20 protein-coding genes are annotated in these 19444 nt (G+C 61.2%); 13 read left to right on the top strand and 7 right to left on the bottom strand.

The features are described from left to right. The first annotated feature begins 24 nt into the window (after positions 1 to 24). Positions 25 to 699: a DNA repair protein RadC gene (radC, locus tag QCBJ_RS16540; protein WP_015886529.1), complete on the top strand. Its 675-nt coding sequence runs from the start codon at positions 25 to 27 to the stop codon at positions 697 to 699. Positions 700 to 755: 56 nt separating this feature from the next. On the opposite strand, the gene QCBJ_RS16535 is transcribed toward radC, so the two are convergent. Further along, the gene (locus QCBJ_RS16535) at positions 756 to 2348 is read right to left on the bottom strand and encodes an ABC transporter substrate-binding protein (RefSeq protein ID WP_102061205.1); all 1593 of its coding nucleotides are present in this window, start codon (positions 2346 to 2348) and stop codon (positions 756 to 758) included. Between the two features lie 458 nt (positions 2349 to 2806). Here QCBJ_RS16535 and rpmB point away from each other — a divergent pair, with 458 nt between their 5' ends. Both rpmB and rpmG read left to right on the top strand, forming a co-directional pair. After that, entirely contained in the window at positions 2807 to 3040 is a 234-nt protein-coding gene (gene rpmB, locus QCBJ_RS16530) for a 50S ribosomal protein L28 (RefSeq protein ID WP_003176907.1), read from the top strand. 11 nt (positions 3041 to 3051) lie between these two features. Beyond that, positions 3052 to 3207, top strand: a complete 156-nt coding sequence (gene rpmG / locus QCBJ_RS16525; protein ID WP_003176906.1) for a 50S ribosomal protein L33 — start codon at positions 3052 to 3054, stop codon at positions 3205 to 3207. Positions 3208 to 3278: 71 nt separating this feature from the next. Here rpmG and QCBJ_RS16520 read toward each other — a convergent pair whose 3' ends face one another. Continuing rightward, positions 3279 to 3641, bottom strand: a complete 363-nt coding sequence (locus QCBJ_RS16520; RefSeq protein WP_015886527.1) for a cupin domain-containing protein — start codon at positions 3639 to 3641, stop codon at positions 3279 to 3281. Between the two features lie 230 nt (positions 3642 to 3871). On the opposite strand from QCBJ_RS16520, the gene QCBJ_RS16515 reads away from it, so the two are divergent. Further along, positions 3872 to 5365, top strand: a complete 1494-nt coding sequence (locus QCBJ_RS16515; protein ID WP_015886526.1) for an aldehyde dehydrogenase — start codon at positions 3872 to 3874, stop codon at positions 5363 to 5365. Between the two features lie 180 nt (positions 5366 to 5545). Next, positions 5546 to 6688 carry an MFS transporter gene (locus tag QCBJ_RS16510; RefSeq protein WP_015886525.1) on the top strand — a complete coding sequence of 381 codons (1143 nt, stop codon included), beginning with the start codon at positions 5546 to 5548 and terminating at the stop codon, positions 6686 to 6688. Positions 6689 to 6723: 35 nt separating this feature from the next. On the opposite strand, the gene QCBJ_RS16505 is transcribed toward QCBJ_RS16510, so the two are convergent. Both QCBJ_RS16505 and QCBJ_RS16500 read right to left on the bottom strand, forming a co-directional pair. Then, positions 6724 to 8289, bottom strand: a complete 1566-nt coding sequence (locus tag QCBJ_RS16505; protein WP_102061204.1) for a phospholipase D family protein — start codon at positions 8287 to 8289, stop codon at positions 6724 to 6726. A 62-nt stretch (positions 8290 to 8351) separates the two neighbouring features. Next, entirely contained in the window at positions 8352 to 9776 is a 1425-nt protein-coding gene (locus QCBJ_RS16500) for a PLP-dependent aminotransferase family protein (protein WP_064053255.1), read from the bottom strand. Positions 9777 to 9942: 166 nt separating this feature from the next. Between QCBJ_RS16500 and QCBJ_RS16495 the strand changes: the two genes are divergently transcribed. Continuing rightward, complete coding sequence (locus QCBJ_RS16495) at positions 9943 to 10167, top strand: DUF1127 domain-containing protein (RefSeq protein WP_046034861.1); 225 nt, start codon at positions 9943 to 9945, stop codon at positions 10165 to 10167. A 1-nt stretch (position 10168) separates the two neighbouring features. On the opposite strand, the gene QCBJ_RS16490 is transcribed toward QCBJ_RS16495, so the two are convergent. Beyond that, on the bottom strand, positions 10169 to 11461 hold the full coding sequence (locus QCBJ_RS16490; protein ID WP_102061203.1) for an FAD-binding oxidoreductase: 1293 nt from the start codon (positions 11459 to 11461) through the stop codon (positions 10169 to 10171). Positions 11462 to 11576: 115 nt separating this feature from the next. On the opposite strand from QCBJ_RS16490, the gene QCBJ_RS16485 reads away from it, so the two are divergent. Next, positions 11577 to 11930 (top strand): YkgJ family cysteine cluster protein, encoded by a 354-nt coding sequence (locus QCBJ_RS16485; RefSeq protein WP_099586006.1) that lies wholly within the window; start codon positions 11577 to 11579, stop codon positions 11928 to 11930. A 14-nt stretch (positions 11931 to 11944) separates the two neighbouring features. On the opposite strand, the gene QCBJ_RS16480 is transcribed toward QCBJ_RS16485, so the two are convergent. Next, entirely contained in the window at positions 11945 to 12433 is a 489-nt protein-coding gene (locus QCBJ_RS16480) for an Lrp/AsnC ligand binding domain-containing protein (RefSeq protein WP_003176896.1), read from the bottom strand. 156 nt (positions 12434 to 12589) lie between these two features. Between QCBJ_RS16480 and dadA the strand changes: the two genes are divergently transcribed. The 6 genes from dadA to QCBJ_RS16450 all read left to right on the top strand — a co-directional run bounded on the left by dadA (position 12590) and on the right by QCBJ_RS16450 (position 18687). Further along, positions 12590 to 13891 carry a D-amino acid dehydrogenase gene (gene dadA, locus QCBJ_RS16475; RefSeq protein WP_102061202.1) on the top strand — a complete coding sequence of 434 codons (1302 nt, stop codon included), beginning with the start codon at positions 12590 to 12592 and terminating at the stop codon, positions 13889 to 13891. Continuing rightward, positions 13863 to 14216 (top strand): RidA family protein, encoded by a 354-nt coding sequence (locus QCBJ_RS16470; RefSeq protein ID WP_046034864.1) that lies wholly within the window; start codon positions 13863 to 13865, stop codon positions 14214 to 14216. Before dadA ends, QCBJ_RS16470 begins: the two co-directional genes overlap by 29 nt. An 80-nt stretch (positions 14217 to 14296) precedes the next feature. After that, positions 14297 to 15370, top strand: a complete 1074-nt coding sequence (gene alr / locus QCBJ_RS16465; RefSeq protein WP_102061201.1) for an alanine racemase — start codon at positions 14297 to 14299, stop codon at positions 15368 to 15370. A 116-nt stretch (positions 15371 to 15486) separates the two neighbouring features. Continuing rightward, positions 15487 to 16035 (top strand): cupin domain-containing protein, encoded by a 549-nt coding sequence (locus tag QCBJ_RS16460; protein WP_003176893.1) that lies wholly within the window; start codon positions 15487 to 15489, stop codon positions 16033 to 16035. Between the two features lie 182 nt (positions 16036 to 16217). Beyond that, on the top strand, positions 16218 to 16631 hold the full coding sequence (locus tag QCBJ_RS16455) for a cytochrome c5 family protein (protein ID WP_016975909.1): 414 nt from the start codon (positions 16218 to 16220) through the stop codon (positions 16629 to 16631). Between the two features lie 133 nt (positions 16632 to 16764). After that, complete coding sequence (locus QCBJ_RS16450) at positions 16765 to 18687, top strand: acetyl-CoA hydrolase/transferase C-terminal domain-containing protein (RefSeq protein WP_102061200.1); 1923 nt, start codon at positions 16765 to 16767, stop codon at positions 18685 to 18687. Positions 18688 to 18825: 138 nt separating this feature from the next. Here QCBJ_RS16450 and QCBJ_RS16445 read toward each other — a convergent pair whose 3' ends face one another. Beyond that, a complete protein-coding gene (locus tag QCBJ_RS16445; RefSeq protein ID WP_003195447.1) occupies positions 18826 to 19398 on the bottom strand; it encodes a xanthine phosphoribosyltransferase in 573 nt (190 codons plus the stop codon). Positions 19399 to 19444 lie beyond the last annotated feature (46 nt).

Here is a 19444-nt window from a genome sequence, read left to right as displayed (position 1 = left end):
GGCGTATAGGGAGAGGGAGCAGGGATGAGTATTCGCGATTGGCCGGCGGCGGAGCGGCCGCGAGAAAAGCTTTTGGAATGGGGCGCGGCGAGTCTGTCGGATGCCGAGCTGCTGGCGATCTTCTTGCGTACAGGGGTTTCCGGCAGGAGCGCAGTGGACCTGGCGCGCCATCTGTTGGCGCAATTCGGCGGCTTGCGCCCGTTGTTGGAGGCCAGTCAGGCACTGTTCAACCAACAATTGGGCTTGGGGCCGGCGAAGTTTGCCCAGTTGCAGGCGGTACTGGAAATGGCCAAGCGGCACATGGCCGAACGCCTGCGACATGACTCGGTGCTGGAGAGCCCGAAGGCCGTGCGCGATTACCTCAAAGCCATGCTGCGGCACGAGCCCCACGAAATCTTCGGCTGTCTGTTCCTTGATTCAAGGCACAGGGTGCTGGGTTTCGAGGCCTTGTCCCAAGGCACCATCGACGCGGCGATGGTTTACCCCCGGCAGGTGGTCAAGCGCGCCCTGGCCTATAATGCGGCGGCGCTGATCCTTTGCCATAACCATCCTTCCGGCAGCCTTGAGCCGAGCGCAGCTGATCGAAAATTGACCAAGTTGCTGCAAAAGGCCTTGGAAGTGGTGGATGTGCGAGTCCTCGATCACATCATCGTAGGGGACGGCGACCCGTTGTCGATGGCGGAATATGGGTGGCTGTAGAGGCAGCAAATGAACGGGTGAAGCTGCAAGCCTCAAGTGGGCTTGCAGCGTGCAGCTTAGGGCTTGACGCTGACCTTCGAGAAATCCTGGCGCCCGAATGGGCTCACCTGGTAGCCCTCGACATTCTTCCGAGCCAGGGCAAACGCCGTAGGGTGCGCGAGCGGCAGCCACAGTGCCTGCTGCTGGATCTGCGCCTGGGCCTGCTGGTAGAGCTTGCTGCGCACCCCTTGCTCGCTGGTGGTCTTGCCGGCGCTGATCAGCTTGTCCAGCGTTGGGTCGCAGTAGCGGGCGAAGTTGGTGCCGGATTTCACTGCCGCGCACGAGAACTGCGGGGTCAGGAAGTTATCCGGGTCACCGTTGTCGCCGGCCCAGCCCATGAACAGCAGGTCGTGTTCGCCGGCTTTGGCGCGGCGGATCAGCTCGCCCCATTCGATCACACGGATCTCGGCCTGGATGCCGACCTTGGCCAGGTCAGCCTGCAGCAGTTGGGCACCGAGGTTCGGGTTGGGGTTCAGCAGGCTGCCGGTGGGGCGGGTCCAGAGGGTGGTCTTGAAACCCTCCTTCAGACCGGCGCGATCCAGCAGTGCCTTGGCCTTGGCAAGGTCCTGCGGGTAACCGGGCAAGTCCTTGGCGTAGCTCCAGGTGTTGGGCGGGTAAGGGCCATTGGCGGCCTCGGCGGTCCCTTCAAACACGGCTTTGAGGTAGCTGCCCTTGTCGAAGGCCAGGTTGATCGCCTGGCGCACTTCAGGTTTGTCCAGGGGCGGGTGCTGGCTGTTGATGGCCACGAAGGCGGTCATGAAGGCAGCGGTTTTCTCGACCTTGAGCGCCGGGTCTTTTTCGGCCTCGCCCACGTCCAGCGGCTTGGGCGACAGGGCAATCTGGCATTCATCACGGTGCAGCTTCTGCAGGCGCACGTTGGCGTCCGGGGTGATGGCGAAGATCAAGTTATCCACAGCCGGTTTGCCGGCGAAGTAGTCCGGGTTGGCTTTGTAACGCACCACGGCGTCTTTCTGGAAACGGCTGAAGATGAACGGACCGGTGCCGATCGGTTGGCTGTTGAGCTTTTCCGGCGTGCCAGCCTTGAGCAGTTTATCGGCGTATTCCGCCGGGTAGATCGAGGCAAAACCCATGCTCAGGGCGGCGAGGAAGGTGGAGTCGGCATGGTCCAGGGTGAAGCTCACGGTGAGCGGGTCGAGGGCGTCGATTTTCTTCACCAGCGTCGGCAGTTGCAGCGACTGCGCGTGGGGGAAGCCACTCTGGGCGATCTTGTGCCATGGGTTGGCCGGGTCGAGCATGCGCTCGAAGCTGAAGCGCACGTCTTCGGCGGTCAGGGTGCGGCTTGGGGTGAAGTAATCGGTGCGATGGAATTTCACATCCGGGTGCAGCTTGAAGGTATAGGTCAGGCCATCCGGCGAGACGTCCCAACTGTCTGCCAGGCTGGGCACCAGTTTGCCGCTGGTCGCGTCATAGTCCACCAAGCGGTTCATCAGCACATCGGCCGAGGCGTTGGTGGTGGTCAGCGAGTTGTATTGCACCACATCGAACCCTTCGGGGCTGGCCTCGGTGCAGACGCTCAAATTGCTGGCGGCAGAGGCCAGCGGGGCGATGAATAGAGGGGCTAGCAATAGCGGTAGGGCAGCGAGGCGCATGTTCGGTTTCCTTTGCAGATCGAAGGCCCATCTGCGAGTGCAGTCTGGAAAAGTCCTACCGTAGTGGTCTGATAGGTAAATGACTAGCCCATTTTTGGCTGTGCTTTTGCCCCAAATGCTGTTTTGATGGCGCCTCATCGCGTTTCGTCGAGCACTTCACGGTGTTCGCGCGCGCTGTAAATCATTCTGTGCGACGAGCGGTCGGCTATGACAGCGGCCCCTCCTGGCAGCGGTTCAGGCGTCTGTCGCCAAGATTTACGCCAGTAAAAACACGCGGGCTGTTGTTGCACTGGGGTCTTTCTGGTATAAAGCAGCGCTCTTTTCTAGGGGCCCGGTTCCTTCGCTTGTAGGTGTAGCCGGTAAGACCCTAAAGAAACGCGGCGCCTGGCGCCAAATGACTGAGAGATTAAGCGGCCAACCCATGCCGGGTTGGGCATGTGGTTTTAGAGGGCTGAGGCATGTCGAGAGTCTGTCAAGTTACCGGTAAGGGTCCGGTGACTGGGAATAACATTTCCCACGCAAATAACAAAACCCGTCGTCGTTTCCTGCCGAACCTGCAGCATCACCGCTTCTGGGTTGAAGAAGAGAAACGTTTCGTCCGTCTGCGCGTATCCGCTAAAGGCATGCGCATTATCGACAAGCGTGGCATCACTGTCGTGCTGGCCGAAATCCGTGCCGCTGGCAAGATCTAAGGAGCTCTATCATGCGTGAATTGATTCGAATGATCTCTAGCGCCGGTACTGGTCACTTCTACACTACCGACAAGAACAAGCGTACTACCCCGGACAAGCTCGAAAAGAAAATGTTCGACCCGCGCGTTCGCAAGCACGTGATCTACAAAGAAGGCAAAATCAAGTAATTGATTTTCCTCCTTGTGAAAAAAAGCCCGTATCTCACGATCCGGGCTTTTTTTTGCCTGCGATTTGCCGGTCAGGCTTTCTGTTCGAACACCACGTAGATCTTGCGGCAAGGCTCCAGCACTTCCCAGGTGCCGCTGAAGCCGGCGGGGATCACGAAGCGATCACCCGCGCGCAAGGTCTTGGCATTGCCGTCGGCATCACGTAGCACGGACACACCTTGCACAATCTCGCAGTACTCATGCTCGGTGTAGTTGACCTTCCATTGCCCGACCTCACCTTCCCACACCCCGGCGCTCATCTGGCCGCACGGGCTGTTGTAGTGGTTGTAGATCGTTTGCTCGGGATCACCCTTGAGGATTTTTTCGGCGGCGGGGCGGTAGCGGTCTGGGGCGGTGCTGGCTTGGCTGAAGTCGACGATGTCCTGGATGCTCATGTGCGTGTCCCGTCTGGCCTGCGGTTGGAGAGCCCAAAGTCTATGTTTATTAAAATGAACATCGCAAGGGCGTTTTCCTACGTTATGTCAAATATATTGAAACATCCCCAGCCGCTGGTTTAGGGTGGCAGCTGCCTTGAGCCGAACAGCTGGCTGGCGGGGCACGCATTCTTTGAGGCTGCCGGGGCACATCGCCTGGCCCTTGTATTCCATAAGAGGAGGACACTCGCATGACCACCCTGACCCGTGCCGACTGGGAACAACGCGCCAAGGATCTGAAGATCGAAGGCCGCGCCTACATTAATGGCGAGTACACCGCCGCTGTTTCCGGTGACACCTTCGAGTGCATCAGCCCGGTCGATGGTCGCCTGCTGGCCACTGTTGCCAGCTGTGACGCCGTCGACGCCCAGCGCGCCGTTGAAAACGCGCGTGCCACGTTCAACTCCGGTGTGTGGTCGCGCCTGGCGCCGGCCAAACGCAAAGCCACCATGATCCGTTTCGCCGCGTTGCTCAAGGCCAATGCCGAAGAGCTGGCGCTGCTTGAAACCCTGGACATGGGCAAGCCGATCAGCGACTCCCTGAACATCGACGTACCCGGCGCGGCGAATGCCCTGAGCTGGAGCGGCGAAGCCATCGACAAAATCTACGACGAAGTCGCCGCCACTCCGCACGACCAACTGGGCCTGGTGACCCGTGAGCCGGTCGGCGTCGTCGGCGCCATCGTGCCGTGGAACTTCCCACTGATGATGGCCTGCTGGAAACTCGGCCCGGCGCTGTCCACCGGTAACTCGGTGATCCTCAAACCGTCCGAAAAATCCCCACTGACCGCCATCCGTATCGCGGCCCTGGCCGTTGAGGCCGGTATTCCAAAAGGTGTGTTCAACGTGCTGCCGGGCTACGGCCACACCGTGGGCAACGCGCTGGCGCTGCACATGGACGTCGACACCCTGGTGTTCACCGGTTCGACCAAGATCGCCAAGCAACTGTTGATCCGCTCCGGCGAGTCGAACATGAAGCGTGTATGGCTGGAAGCGGGCGGCAAGAGCCCCAACATCGTGTTTGCCGATGCACCGGACCTGCAAGCCGCCGCCGAGTCCGCCGCCGGCGCTATCGCCTTCAACCAGGGCGAAGTCTGCACCGCCGGTTCGCGCCTGCTGGTGGAGCGTTCCATCAAGGATAAATTCCTGCCACTGGTGATCGAGGCCCTCAAGGGCTGGAAGCCAGGCAACCCGCTGGACCCGGCCACTAACGTCGGCGCGTTGGTGGACACCCAGCAGATGAACACCGTGCTCTCGTACATCGAAGCCGGGCATGCCGATGGCGCCAAGTTGGTCGCCGGTGGCAAGCGCACCTTGGAAGAAACCGGCGGTACTTATGTCGAGCCGACGATTTTCGACGGCGTGACCAATGCGATGAAGATCGCCCAGGAAGAGATCTTTGGTCCCGTCCTGTCGGTGATCACCTTCGACAGCGCCGAGGAAGCGGTCAAGATCGCCAACGACACCGTCTATGGCTTGGCCGCCGCCGTGTGGACAGCCGATATCTCCAAGGCGCACCTGACCGCCAAGGCCCTGCGCGCCGGTAGCGTGTGGGTCAACCAATATGACGGCGGCGACATGACTGCGCCGTTTGGTGGCTTCAAGCAATCGGGTAACGGTCGCGACAAGTCGCTGCATGCGTTCGACAAGTACACCGAGCTGAAGTCGACCTGGATCAAGCTCTAAGCCACACCGCTGATCCCCTGTAGGAGCGAGCTTGTGTGGGGCTGGCTTGCCTGCGATAGCATCACCTAGGTGTGCCTGACACGCTTAGGTGCCTGCATCGCGGGCAAGCCTGACTCCCACGCAAGCTCGCTCCTACAGTTCGTTTTGCAAGCCCGAAAACTTATCCACAGGAGCGTGGCAATGCGTTGGGCGACTTATTTCGCCGTCCTGGCCTCGGTACTCAGCGTCGGCCTGGCGCTGGGTGTCAGCATGCCGCTGGTGTCCCTGCGCCTTGAAAGCTGGGGCTACGGCAGCTTTGCCATTGGTGTGATGGCGGCTATGCCCGCGTTTGGTGTGCTGCTGGGCGCCAAGGTCTCCAGTCGCATGGCCTCCTGGCTCGGCACGGCCAACCTCATGCGCCTGTGCCTGTGGGCGGGCGCGGTGTCCATCGGCTTGTTGGCGATCCTGCCCAGCTATCCGGTCTGGCTGGTGTTGCGGCTGATGATCGGCGTGATCCTCACCATCGTATTTATCCTCGGCGAAAGCTGGATAAACCAATTGGTAGTGGAGCAGTGGCGCGGCCGGCTGGTGGCCCTGTATGGCTGCAGTTATGCCTTGAGCCAACTGTCGGGCCCGTTGCTGCTGGGCCTGATCGGTACCGACCATGATTATGGTTTCTGGGTGGGCGTAGCCCTGCTGATGGTGGCGCCGCTGTTGCTGCTGGGACGCTCCGGCGCACCGAGCGCCGAGTCCTTCAGCGTGACCTTCGCGCAACTGTGGCGCTTCTGCCTGAGCCTGCCCGCGATTGCCTGGGCGGTGGCGCTGTTCGCCGCATTCGAGGCGATGATCCTCACGTTGCTGCCGGTGTATTGCCTGCAGCAAGGCTTCACCGCCGAAGTTGCCCTGGCCATGGTCAGCACGGTGGTGGTCGGCGATGCGCTGCTGCAACTGCCCATCGGTGCGCTGGCCGACTACCTGCCGCGACGCACGTTGTTCCTGGGCTGTGCGCTGCTGTTGCTGGCATCGAGCCTGGCCATTGCGCCGTTGATGCACACGCCGTTGATCTGGCCGGTGTGGGTGCTGTTCGGCGCCAGTGCCGGCGGTTTGTTCACCCTGTCGCTGATCCTGATCGGCGAGCGTTACCGTGACGATGCGCTGGTGCGTGCCAATGCCCATGTGGCGCAGTTGTGGGGTATCGGCTGCCTGATCGGCCCGTTGGTTGCCGGTGCCGGCAGCCAGTGGGTCAGCGGCCATGCGCTGCCGTGGCTGATGGCGGCGGGCGCGCTGGGGCTGGTGGTGCTGTTGCTGCGCCAAGGCGCCTTCGGCGCAGCACAGCCAGCCTGACCTGACATGCAATCGCGTGTGGGGCTTCGTCTTTCTTAAAGCATCCGCTCGAGGCCAACGCTGGTGGCGAACCACGCATTGAACCGCCGCCACCAGTTGCCCGGCTCGCGGGTCAGGGTGTGCAATTGGCCGTTGTCCTCGGTGACCCACACGATCTGGCCATCCTGCAATTTCGCCTCATAGCTCAAGGCCGGGGCCATGCCTTGCAGCGCCAGGTTACGCACGTGTTCCGCCAGCTCCGGGCTGTCGACCAGCACACCCACTTCGGTGTTCCACAGCACCGAGCGCGGGTCGAAGTTGAAGGAGCCGATAAACGATTTCGTCCGATCAAAAATCATCGCCTTGCTGTGCAAGCTGGAGTCCGAACCACGGAAGGTACCGCGTCGAAACAGGTGTGGGCCGCTGCCGCCGCCGTCCCCGGGTTGGCGGCGCAGCTCATAGAGCTTCACGCCATGTTCCAGCAGGGCCTTGCGGTAGGGCGCGTAACCGCCGTGCACAGCCGGCACGTCGGTGGCTTCGAGCGCGTTAGTCAGCAGGCTGACCGACACGCCGGCGTCGGCGCGCCCGGTCAGGTACACCAGCCCCGGTTGCCCCGGCACGAAGTAGGCTGAGATCATGATCAGCTCGTGGTTGACCCCTTCGAGTTCCGGCGCCAGTTGCGTCGTGAGCAGCAGCCGAGGGTCTGGGTCGGCCTTGGACAGCACCTTGCTCGGCGCATCCCAGAGCGCCTGGTTCCAGGCCCAGATCAGCTCGCGGCGCCAGATGTCCATGCGCGGTTGGGTCTGGTAGGTGCGCAAGCGGTTGTACAGCGCGTGATTCTGCTGGCGCGACTCGGCCAGCGAGGCTTCCAGTTGCACGCGTGCGGCGGCCAGGTCGCCTCGGGTCGGCGCAATAGACACGAAGTCATCAATGGGCTTGCTCAGGGCACTGTTCCAGTACTGGTCGAAGCTGTGGCCGAGCTGCTCAGCCACCGGCCCTACGCTGAGCATGTCGATGTCGGTGAAGTTCAGGTTGGGCTCGGCGTCGAAATATTCATCCCCCAGGTTGCGCCCGCCGACGATGGCCACGCTGTTGTCCGCCAACCACAGCTTGTTGTGCATGCGCCGATGCTGCAGCGACAGGTTGAACAAGCGGCCCATGGCCCGTGTCGCGCCGGTGCTGCGCCCTAGGTGCAGCGGGTTGAACAGGCGAATCTCGATCTTGGGGTGGGCGGCGAGGGTGGCGATGATCTGGTCCAGGCCATCACTGGTGGTGTCGTCCAGCAGGATACGCACGCGCACGCCGCGGTCAGCGGCCTTGAGCAGTTCGTCCACCAGCATGCGGGTGCTGATGCCGTCGTGCACGATGTAGTACTGCAGGTCGAGGCTGGTCTGGGCGTTACGGATCAGCTCGGCACGTGCCATGAACGCCTCGCTGCTGTTGGGCAGCAGGCGAAAACCGGAGCGCCCTTGATAGGGCGCGGCCTGGGCCTGGATCGACCGGCCGAACGACGATTGCGCGGCGGGCAGGGCGTCGCTGGGGATGCGCGGTACGCTCACAGTGGCGCAGCCACCCAGGGCCAGGGCTCCCAACAGGAAAAACGGTAATAGCCGTTGAATCATCAAGGGAGTTGCTTCCAGATCAGGGCGGTTGTCGGCATATGACGGCAATTTCCCGCGAAAGGTCAGTCGGCTACCTCAGCGAGCATTTTGCTGGCGGCGGCACCGACCTTGCGCACGGCTTCTTCAATCTGTGCGGTTGGCTTGGCAGCGTAGTTCATGCGCAGGCAGTTGCGGTACTTGCCCGATGCGGAAAAGATGCTGCCTACGGCCACCTGCACGCCTTGTTCCATCAGCACACGGTTGAGCTTCAACGTATCAAAGCCTTCCGGCAGTTCGATCCACAGCATGAAACTGCCCTGGGGGCGACTCGCCCGCGTACCTGCCGGGAAATAACGGCTGACCCAGTCAAGCATCAAGTCGCGATTACGCTGGTATTGCGTGCGCATCCGCCGCAAATGGGGCTCGAAGTGGCCGCCTTTGAGGAATTCGGCTATTGCGATCTGCGGCTGCGTGGCGGTTGATCCGGTGCTGATGTACTTCATGTGCAGCACCCGCTCCAGGTAGCGGCCGGGAGCAACCCAGCCGATGCGCAATCCGGGCGCCAGGGTTTTCGAGAACGAACTGCACAACAATACTCGGCCGTCTTCGTCGAAGGACTTGATGGTGCGCGGGCGTGGGTAGCTGTAGGCCAGTTCGCCGTATACGTCATCTTCGATGATCGCCACGTCAAAGCGCTGGGCCAAGGTCAGCAGCGCACGTTTGCGCGCTTCCGGCATGATGTAGCCCAAGGGGTTGTTGCAGTTGGGCGTGAGCTGGATGACCTTGATCGGCCACTGTTCCAGTGCCAGCTCCAGGGCTTCGAGGCTGATGCCGGTGATGGGGTCGGTAGGGATTTCCAGGGCTTTCATGCCCAGCCCTTTGAGGGTCTGCATGGCGCCGTGGAAGCTCGGTGAATCCACCGCGACGATATCACCCGGCTCGCAAATGGCATGGATGCTGGCGGACAGCGCCTCATGGCAGCCGGTGGTGATGACGATATCGTCGGCGGTCAGTTGGCAGCCGGAATCCAATGACAGTCGCGCAATTTGTTCGCGCAATTCCATACAGCCCATGATGTTGTCGTAGTACAGCCCCGGCAAGTCCTGGCGCCGGCTTACACGGGCCAGGCTGCGCAGCAGAGGCTTGATCGTAGGTGACAATACGTCCGGCATGCCACGGCCCATCTGTATGACGTCTTTGCGGGGGACGGCGCGAATCAGCTCCAGCACTTGGTCCCATTGCGATATCTCCACCGGGCGCTGGGCGGGTCGACCGATTTCGGGCAGGGCCGGCAGCGCTCGGCCGACCGGCACAAAATAGCCAGACTTGGGTTTGGGCATCGCCAGGCCATTGTCTTCCAGCAATCGATAAGCCTGTTGCACGGTGCTCAGGCTGACCCCGTGCTCCACGCTCAGGGCCCGTACGGAAGGCAATCGATCGCCGGGGCGGTAGAAGCCTTGTTCGATGCGTGTACCCAGCAGTTCGGCAAGGTTGACGTAGAGGGTCATGGCGGTCGCTCCCGAGGGACCAGTACAGATAGGGGGAAAATACAGGATTCAGGCGTCCGCAGGCAGTGTCTGTATGGATTTAATAAGGTTAAGTTGAATCTGTAATGCTTTTGCCCCTGCGCTCATGCTTGTTACTCGTAGCAACAAGCAATCGAGGGGCAACACCATGAGCGGTATGAGCGATGTGCGGCTGGCGTTACACAGTCAGGAGTTGGAGGCAGGGCAAGCGCGCGTGACGGCGCCGCGGGATATCAGCCGCTGGAGCCTGTTCTGGCACCGCCGTCACACGCGCAGGGCGTTGCTGCACCTGACCCGCGAGCAGTTGCGTGACGTCGGGCTGACCGAGGAGCAGGCGCGCCAGGAAGGGGTGAAACCGTTCTGGCGCAGTTGATTCACACCCGCTCTTTGAGCCTGTGCCAGAGCATCCCCAATGCCAGCAGTGGCGAGCGCAGGTGCTTGCCGCCGGGGAAGGTGAGGTGCGGCACCTGGGCGAACAGATCAAAGCGCGCCTGTTGTTGGCCACTGATGGCTTCGGCCAGCAGCTTGCCCGCCAGGTGCGTGGCGTTGAGGCCATGGCCGGCGTAGGCCTGGGCGTAATACACGTTGGGTTGGTCGGCCAGTCGACCAATCTGCGGTAGGCGGTTGGCGCCGATGCCGATCATGCCGCCCCATTGGTAATCGATTTTTACATCGGCCAGTTGCGGGAACACCTGCAGCATCTTCGGACGCATATACGCGCCGATGTCCTTGGGGTCGCGACCGGAATAGTGGCACGCGCCGCCGAACAGCAATCGGCGGTCGGCAGACAGTCGGAAGTAGTCCACCGTGACGCGCTGGTCGCACACCGCCATGTTCTGTGGCAGCAGGTTGGCGGCCTGGGCTTCGCTCAACGGCTCAGTGGCGATGATGTAGCTGCCGGCGGGCAGCACTTTGCCGCTCAGGTGTGGGTTGAGGTCATTGAGGTAGGCATTGCAGGCGAGTACCAGGGTCTTGGCGCGTACATTGCCCTGAGCGGTATGCACGTTGACCTCGGGGCCGTAGTCGATGCGCGTGACTTCGGACTGTTCGAACAACTTAACGCCTAATTGCTGCGCTGCAGCGGCTTCGCCGAGGGCCAGGTTGAGCGGGTGCAAGTGGCCGGAGCCCATGTCGATCATACCGCCCACGTAGCGGGCGGAGCCGATTACGCTGCTCATCTCGCTGGCCTGCAGCAGGCGCACTTCATGGCGATAGCCGAGGCCGCGCAGTTCTGCGGCATCTTCGGCCAGGCCTTGCAGGTCGCGAGGTTTGTTGGCGAGGTCGCAGTAACCCCAGGTCAGGTCGCAAGGGATCTGAAAGCGCTCGACGCGCTCGCGCACGATCTCCACGGCTTCCAGGCCCATCAGCTTCATCTCGCGCACGCCCTCGGTCCCGATCACGTTGGCGAACTGGTCCAGGCCGTGGCCCACGCCGCGAATCAACTGGCCGCCGTTACGCCCGCTGGCGCCCCAGCCGACTTTGCGCGCTTCCAGCAACACCACGCTGAAACCGCGTTCGGCCAGCTCCAAAGCCGTGTTGAGCCCGGAAAAACCACCGCCTACCACGCACACATCCGCTGTGTTCTCGCCGGTCAGTACCGGGTAATCGGGGTGCGGCACGCTGCTGGCCGCGTAGTAGGAAGTGGTGTGCCGGGCGCTGGCGGTCATGGGGAAAATCCCTGTTTGGAAAATTTGACGCAGGATACAGCGGTCGGACGAAGCTGTCTGCGCAGGGCGTTTTGCGGCAGAATCCACGTCTATTCGCCGTTCGGTACGTGTTTCGATGAGTTGCAACAGCCAGAAAGTCAGCGCGCTGCGCAGGCAGATTCCTTCGTTCGAGTGCGTTCCCGGTTGCCACGATTGCTGTGGGCCAGTGACGACTTCGCCCGAGGAAATGTCGCGCCTGCCGCGTAAGACGGCGGCCGAGCAGGACGCGGCCATGGACGAGTTGAATTGCGTGCACCTGGGGCCCAATGGTTGCACCGTGTATGACGAGCGTCCGCTGATCTGCAGGCTGTTCGGCACGACAAAGACCCTGCCGTGCCCCAATGGGCGTGGGCCTGTTGAGCTGATTCACCCGCGGGTGGAAAAACAGATCCATGAATACATGGCCAGCACCCGGCAGGTACTCGTCTAACGGTTGTGCTCGATTCAATCCGGGATCGGCAGGTTCAGGCTCTCCTTCACCTCTTCCATCACGATATAGCTCTTCGATTCCCGCACATGGGGCAGTTTGAGCAGGATATCGCCAAGCAATTTGCGGTACGAGGCCATCTCGGAAATCCGCGCCTTCACCAGGTAGTCGAAGTCCCCCGACACCAAGTGGCATTCCAGCACGTGCGGCAGTTTCAGCACCGCACGACGGAACTCTTCAAAGGTGTCGCCGGATTTGTAATCGAGGCTGATCTCGACAAATACCAGCAAACTGCCCTTTAAATGCTGGGGGTTGAGCCGCGCGTTGTAGCCCATGATGATCCCTTCACGCTCCAGCCGACGCACGCGCTCGGTACACGGCGTGGTCGACAGCCCGACCTTTTCCCCCAACTCCGTGAACGAAATACGTCCATCGGTTTGCAGGATGCGCAGGATGTTGCGATCAATCTTGTCCAGCTCGCGCTTGGTCTGGGTGTTGGTACGCATAGGGGATACGCCTCTGTGAAAAGGGTTTTTGCCGAGAATTGTCGCCAAATATAGGCAGTTATATAGTGAAATGCACTGGCAATTGTTTTTTACACTGCGCTCATCATTGCTCGAATAACACACGTCAGCGGCCATGCCCGCGATGAGGATATAAAAATGCGCGTTCTGGTCTTGGGTAGCGGTGTCATTGGGGTGACCAGTGCCTACTATTTGGCGCGGGCCGGGTTTGAAGTGGTCGTCGTCGACCGTCAACCCGCCGCTGCCATGGAAACCAGTTTCGCCAACGCCGGCCAGGTGTCCCCAGGCTACGCCTCGCCATGGGCTGCACCGGGCGTGCCGCTCAAGGCCATCAAATGGCTGCTGCAGCGTCACGCGCCGCTGGCGATCAAGGCCACCGCCGATATCGACCAATACCTGTGGATGGCGCAGATGCTGCGCAACTGCACCGCCAGCCGTTACGCGGTGAACAAGGAGCGGATGGTGCGCCTGTCCGAGTACAGCCGTGACTGCCTCGACGAATTGCGCACCGAGACCGGCATTGCCTACGAAGGCCGCAGCCTCGGGACTACCCAACTCTTCCGCACACAGGCTCAGCTCGACGGTGCCGCTAAAGACATCGCCGTGTTGAAGGAATCCGGTGTGCCGTTCGAGCTGCTCGACCGCGCCGGCATTGCCCGCGTTGAGCCGGCCCTGGCCAGTGTGACCGATATCCTCGCCGGTGCCCTGCGATTGCCCAACGACCAGACGGGTGACTGCCAGATGTTCACCACCCGCCTGGCCGATATGTGCAAGCAATTGGGCGTTGAATTCCGCTTTGAACAAGACATCCAGCGCCTCGACTACGCGGGCGACCGCATCAACGGCGTGTGGATCGACGGCAAGCTGGAAACCGCCGACCGCTACGTGCTGGCCCTCGGCAGCTACTCGCCGAAGCTGCTCAAGCCGCTGGGAATCAAGGCACCGGTATACCCGCTCAAGGGTTACTCGCTGACCGTGCCGATTACTCATTCGGCGATGGCGCCGACGTCGACCATCCTCGACGAGACCTACAAGGTCGCAATCACCCGCTTCGACAACCGCATTCGCGTCGGTGGCATGGCTGAAATAGCCGGTTTTGACCTGTCGCTTAACCCGCGTCGGCGCGAAACCCTGGAGATGATCGTCAACGACCTTTATCCTCAGGGCGGCGATCTGTCCGCAGCCACCTTTTGGACCGGCCTGCGCCCGACCACACCCGACGGCACGCCGATTGTCGGTGCCACCCCATTCAAGAACCTGTTCCTGAATACCGGCCATGGCACCCTCGGTTGGACCATGGCGTGTGGTTCCGGTCGTTTGCTGGCCGACCTGATGGCGAAGAAAACCCCGCAGATCAGCGCCGAAGGCCTCGATATTTCCCGTTATGGCAACCACCAGGAGTCCGCAAAACATGTCAATCCAGCGCCAGCTCACCAATGAGCGCATGAGCCAGATCGTTGTTCACAGCGGTACCGTGTATCTGGCAGGCCAAGTCGGCGACGACATGAGCGCCGGGATTGAGCAGCAGACCCGTGAAACCCTGGTCAATATCGAGCGTTTGCTGGACCTGGCCGGTACCGACAAATCCAAATTGCTGTCGGTGACGATCTACCTGAAAGACATCGACGCCGATTTCGCCGGCATGAACGCGGTATGGGACAAGTGGCTGCCCAAAGGCGTCGCCCCGGCCCGCGCCACGGTGGAAGCCAAGCTGTGCGAACCGGAAATCCTGGTAGAGCTGTCTGTCGTGGCGGCTTTGCCTTAAACAACGATCCTTCTTCCGGTGCCGAAGCCGTCGGTGGGTGCCGGTTTTTTCTTCACTTTGCTGCCTAGAAGCGTGCCGCCATGCGTCCTGCCCGTGCCTTGATCGACCTCCAAGCCCTGCGTCACAACTACCAACTGGCCCGTGAAGTCACGGGGGCCAAGGCCCTCGCCGTGGTCAAGGCCGACGCTTATGGCCACGGTGCCGTGCGCGTGGCCCAGGCGTTGGAAGCCGACGCCGATGGGTTTGCCGTGGCGTGCATCGAAGAGGCTTTGGAGCTGCGCGCCGCCGGGATTCGTGCGCCGGTGCTGCTGCTGGAAGGTTTTTTCGAGGCCGACGAGCTGCCGCTGATCCTCGAGCACGATTTGTGGTGCGTGGTGCATTCGCTGTGGCAACTGGAAGCGATTGAGCAGGCGCAGTTGCGTGCGCCGCTGACCGTCTGGCTCAAGCTGGATTCGGGCATGCACCGTGTCGGCCTGCACCCCAAGGATTTCCAGGAGGCGTACCAGCGCCTGTTGGCCAGCGGAAAAGTGGCCAAGATCGTGTTGATGAGCCACTTCGCCCGCGCCGATGAGCTCGATTGCGTCAGCAGCGATGAACAAGTCGCGGTGTTTGAGGCGGCGCGCCAGGGCCTTTCGGCCGAGGTCAGCTTGCGCAATTCGCCGTCGGTGCTGGGCTGGCCGAGTGTGTCCAGCGACTGGGTGCGCCCGGGCATCATGCTTTACGGCGCCACGCCGTTTGGCGAAGACCAGGCCCTCGCCGCGCGTTTGCAGCCGGTGATGACCCTGGAATCCAAGGTTATCTGCGTGCGCGAACTGCCGGCCGGTGAGCCGGTGGGTTATGGCGCCAAGTTCATCACGCCAAAACCGATGCGCATCGGCGTGGTCGCCATGGGCTATGCCGACGGCTACCCGCGTCACGCCCCCACCGGCACGCCGGTACTGGTCGCTGGGCAGCGCAGCCAGCTATTGGGCCGTGTCTCCATGGACATGCTGTGTGTCGACCTGACGGACGTGCCTCAGGCCGGCCTTGGTGCCACGGTGGAGTTGTGGGGCAAAAACATCCTCGCCAGTGATATCGCCACCGCCGCCGAGACCATTCCCTACCAGATTTTCTGCAACCTGCGCCGCGTGCCAAGGCTCTATTGCGGCGCTTGATCGCCAGGTACGAACGCAACCGCCTGGGATTTAGGCCCAAGTGTTGTAAATACTGAACGCTGTCGCCATGATAACGCTCAATTACAACAAAGCCTGAATCCTAGGAGGCTCCTGCATTGGACGTCGGCGAACGACTGCAATCCATCCGTAAACTGAAGGGTCTTTCCCAGCGCGAGCTCGCCAAGCGCGCGGGTGTCACCAACAGCACCATTTCGATGATCGAAAAAAACAGCGTCAGCCCCTCGATCAGCTCCTTGCGCAAGGTGCTGGGCGGCATCCCCATGTCGATGGTCGAGTTCTTTTCCGAGGAGATCCTCCAGGAAATACCGACGCAGATCGTCTATAAAGCCAATGAGCTCATCGATATCTCTGACGGCGCCGTCACCATGAAACTGGTAGGCCGCGCGCACCCCAGCCGGGCGATTGCATTTCTCAACGAGATTTACCCACCGGGCGCCGACACGGGCGAAGAAATGCTCACCCACGAAGGCGAAGAAACCGGGATTTTGGTGGAAGGTCGCCTGGAGTTGGTGGTCGGTCTTGAAACTTTTGTGCTCGAAGCCGGCGATAGCTACTACTTTGAAAGCACCAAGCCGCATCGTTTTCGCAACCCGTTCGATGTGCCGGCGCGACTAATCAGCGCAGCCACGCCCGCGAACTTTTAAGAATAGAGGCGCCCTGCCAGCGTTGCAGAGGTTCCCGCAGCTGTATTCCGCGAGGCTGAATCTCCCTTTATTTAATAGGGTTGTTTCGGCCAGGCGGGCTAACCGTTATACTTTCGCCGCCTGCGAAACCGTGGCCGCAGGCGTGAATAGCCACCATTGAGGGTGAACGCGTGAACCTAATTATGAAAATGCTGGCTGCACCAGCAACCGTACTGGCCCTATGGGCTGTCAGCGCTCAAGCTGCGACCAACGACGACATTGCCAAGCGCCTGGAGCCTGTGGGTCAGGTTTGCGTCCAGGGCCAGGAATGCAAGGGCATGGAAGTGGCGGTAGCCGCCGGCGGCGGCGCGGCGAAGACGCCGGATGAGATCATCGCCAAGCACTGCAACGCTTGCCACGGTACGGGCCTGTTGGGCGCGCCGAAAATCGGCGATACCGCCGCCTGGAAAGAGCGCGCCGACCATCAGGGCGGCCTGGATGGGATCCTGGCCAAGGCGATCACGGGCATCAATGCCATGCCGCCAAAAGGCACGTGCTCTGATTGCTCGGATGATGACCTGAAAGGTGCGATCGAGAAGATGTCGGGTTTGAAATAAACCAATCTTCGCCAAAAAGCCGCTTACGGGCGGCTTTTTTGTGGCCGCGATTTGTGTTTCAACACTGTTCTTTGCAGCAAAGACCCTGCAAGCTCGGTCCAACCCCTAATCATGGAATGTTCAGGAGGGTCGGATGGTGCAGTTGTGTTCAATCGAGCAAGCAGTTGACGACGTACTGGAACGGTTGCCGGCGCATATCCACATGGGTATGCCGCTTGGCCTGGGCAAGCCGAACCTGTTCGCCAACGCGCTGTACCGGCGCATCGCCAAATTGCCGGAGCGGTCGCTGACGATCTATACCGCCTTGAGCCTGGGCCGGCCAACGCTGGGCGATGGCTTGCAGAAACGCTTTCTCGAACCCTTTATCGAGCGGGTGTTTGGCGATTACCCCGAGCTGGATTTCCTCGCCGACCTGCACAAAGACACGCTTCCAAAAAATATCCATGTACAGCAGTTCTTCATGCAACCCGGCAGCCTGCTCCATAGCGAGTCGGCGCAGCAGGACTACGTCAGCAGCAACTACAGCCACGCCGCCCGCGACATCAACGCAGCCGGCTTGAACCTGGTGGCGCAATTGGTTGCCAGCAGCGCCGAGCATCCTGATCGCCTGAGCCTGAGCTGCAACCCGGATATCACCCTCGACCTGCTGCCCATGATCGCCAAGCGCCGTGAGGCCGGTGAAACCGTGCTGATCGTCGGCCAGGTCCACAGCGAGTTGCCCTACATGCCAGGGGATGCCGAGTTGGGCATGGACGCCTTCGACTACCTGCTCGATGAAAAAGACAGCACCACGCTGTTCTCGACGCCGAATATGCCGGTGGGTTTCCAAGACCACTTTATCGGCCTGCATGCCAGCACCCTGGTGCGCGATGGCGGCACCTTGCAGATCGGCATCGGCTCCATGGGGGATGCGCTGACGGCCGCGCTGTTGGCGCGCCAGGCCGACAACGAAGCCTATCGATTGCTGCTGACCGACCTCGATGTGTACCAATGGGCACCGTTGATCAGCCGAGAAGGCGGCGTCGACCCCTTCGCCCGCGGCCTCTACGGTTGCAGCGAAATGTTCGTCAACGGCCTGTTGGTGCTGGCGGACGCGGGGATTATCCGCCGCAAGGTCTACCCGGATGTGGCAACGCAGGAACAGGCTAACGCCGGCACGCTTGACGACGCCGCACAGCCCGACGGCATCTCCATCCACGGCGGATTCTTCCTTGGCCCAAGAAGTTTTTACCAGCGCCTGCAGGAAATGACCCACGCCAAGCGTCTTGAATTCAACATGACCCGCATCAGCTACATCAACGAGCTGTACGGCCAGGAAGCACTCAAGCGCCTGCAACGCCTGGACGCACGGTTTATCAACAGCGCGATCATCGTCACATTGCTCGGTGCCGGCGTCGCCGATCAACTGGAGGACGGTCGCGTACTCAGCGGCGTGGGCGGGCAGTACAACTTTGTCGCCCAAGGCCATGCGCTGGAAGGCGCGCGGTCGATCCTGATTTTGCGCAGTTGGCGCGAGTCGGCGGGGGAGGTCAGTTCCAACATCGTGTGGGACTACGGGCACTGCACGATTCCTCGACACCTGCGGGACATTGTCATCACCGAGTACGGCATTGCCGATCTGCGGGGGCAGACGGATGCCAAGGTGATCGAGGCGTTGCTCAATATCACCGACTCACGGTTCCAGGACGATTTGATTGAGCAGGCGCAAAAGGCCGGCAAGCTGCCCAAGGGTTTCCAGTTGGATCCGCGCTTCGCCGATAACACGCCGGAGCGGCTTCAGGCCATTCAAGCGCGCCATCGTCGGCTGTTTCCGGAGTATCCGCTGGGCAGCGACTTTACGGATGAGGAGCGCGATTTGCTGCGCGCGCTGAACTGGCTCAAGAGCAAGTTCAAGCTCACGGAGATTCTGGAATTGGGCAAGGCGGCGTTGGATGCGCCGGAGCCGGAGGCGTTTCCTGAGCATTTGAAGCGGATGCGGTTGGATAACCCGGAAGGTTTGAAAGAAGATTTATATCAGCGCCTGCTGCTCGCCGGCCTCCAGGCCACCGCACACTAAAAACCAACACAAAACCAAATGTGGGAGGGGGCTTGCTCCCGATAGCAGTGGGTCAGCCAACCCATTGGGTGATTGATACACCGCGATCGGGGGCAAGCCCCCTCCCACATTTGATCGGTGTTCACTTGGTGCAACAAATTACTCGATGAAGGTGACCACACCACCGGCGAGGGATTTGACCCGTGCCAGGGATTCCACTCGGTATCCCTGCGCATCCAGCTCCGCACGGCCGCCCTGGAACGACTTCTCGATCACAATCCCCAAGCCGGCCACGGTCGCGCCGGCCTGCTTGATGATCGAAATCAGCGCCTGGGACGCCTTGCCGTTCGCCAGGAAGTCATCGATCACCAGCACGCGGTCGCTGCTGGTCAGGTGGCGCGGGGAGATCGCCACGGTGCTCTCGGTTTTTTTGGTGAAGGAATACACCGTCGCCGACAGCAGGTTTTCCGTCAGGGTCAGGGATTGCTGCTTGCGCGCGAAGATCACCGGTACGCCCAGGTTCAAGCCGGTCATGATCGCCGGGGCGATGCCCGAGGCTTCTATGGTGACGATCTTGGTGATGCCCGAGTCCTTGAACAGCGCGGCGAATTCGTCGCCGATCAGCTTCATCAGTGCCGGGTCGATCTGGTGGTTCAAAAAGGCGTCGACCTTGAGTACCTGATCGGAAAGCACGATGCCTTCTTCGCGAATTTTCTTATGCAGTGCTTCCACGGAAAGCTTCCTCTAATGGCGCGGTGCGCGCCGAAAGTAGATTAAA

This window comes from Pseudomonas sp. QC2, assembly GCF_002859085.1.
Taxonomy (GTDB): domain Bacteria; phylum Pseudomonadota; class Gammaproteobacteria; order Pseudomonadales; family Pseudomonadaceae; genus Aquipseudomonas; species Aquipseudomonas petroselini.
This window is presented reverse-complemented; position numbering and strand designations above follow the sequence as displayed.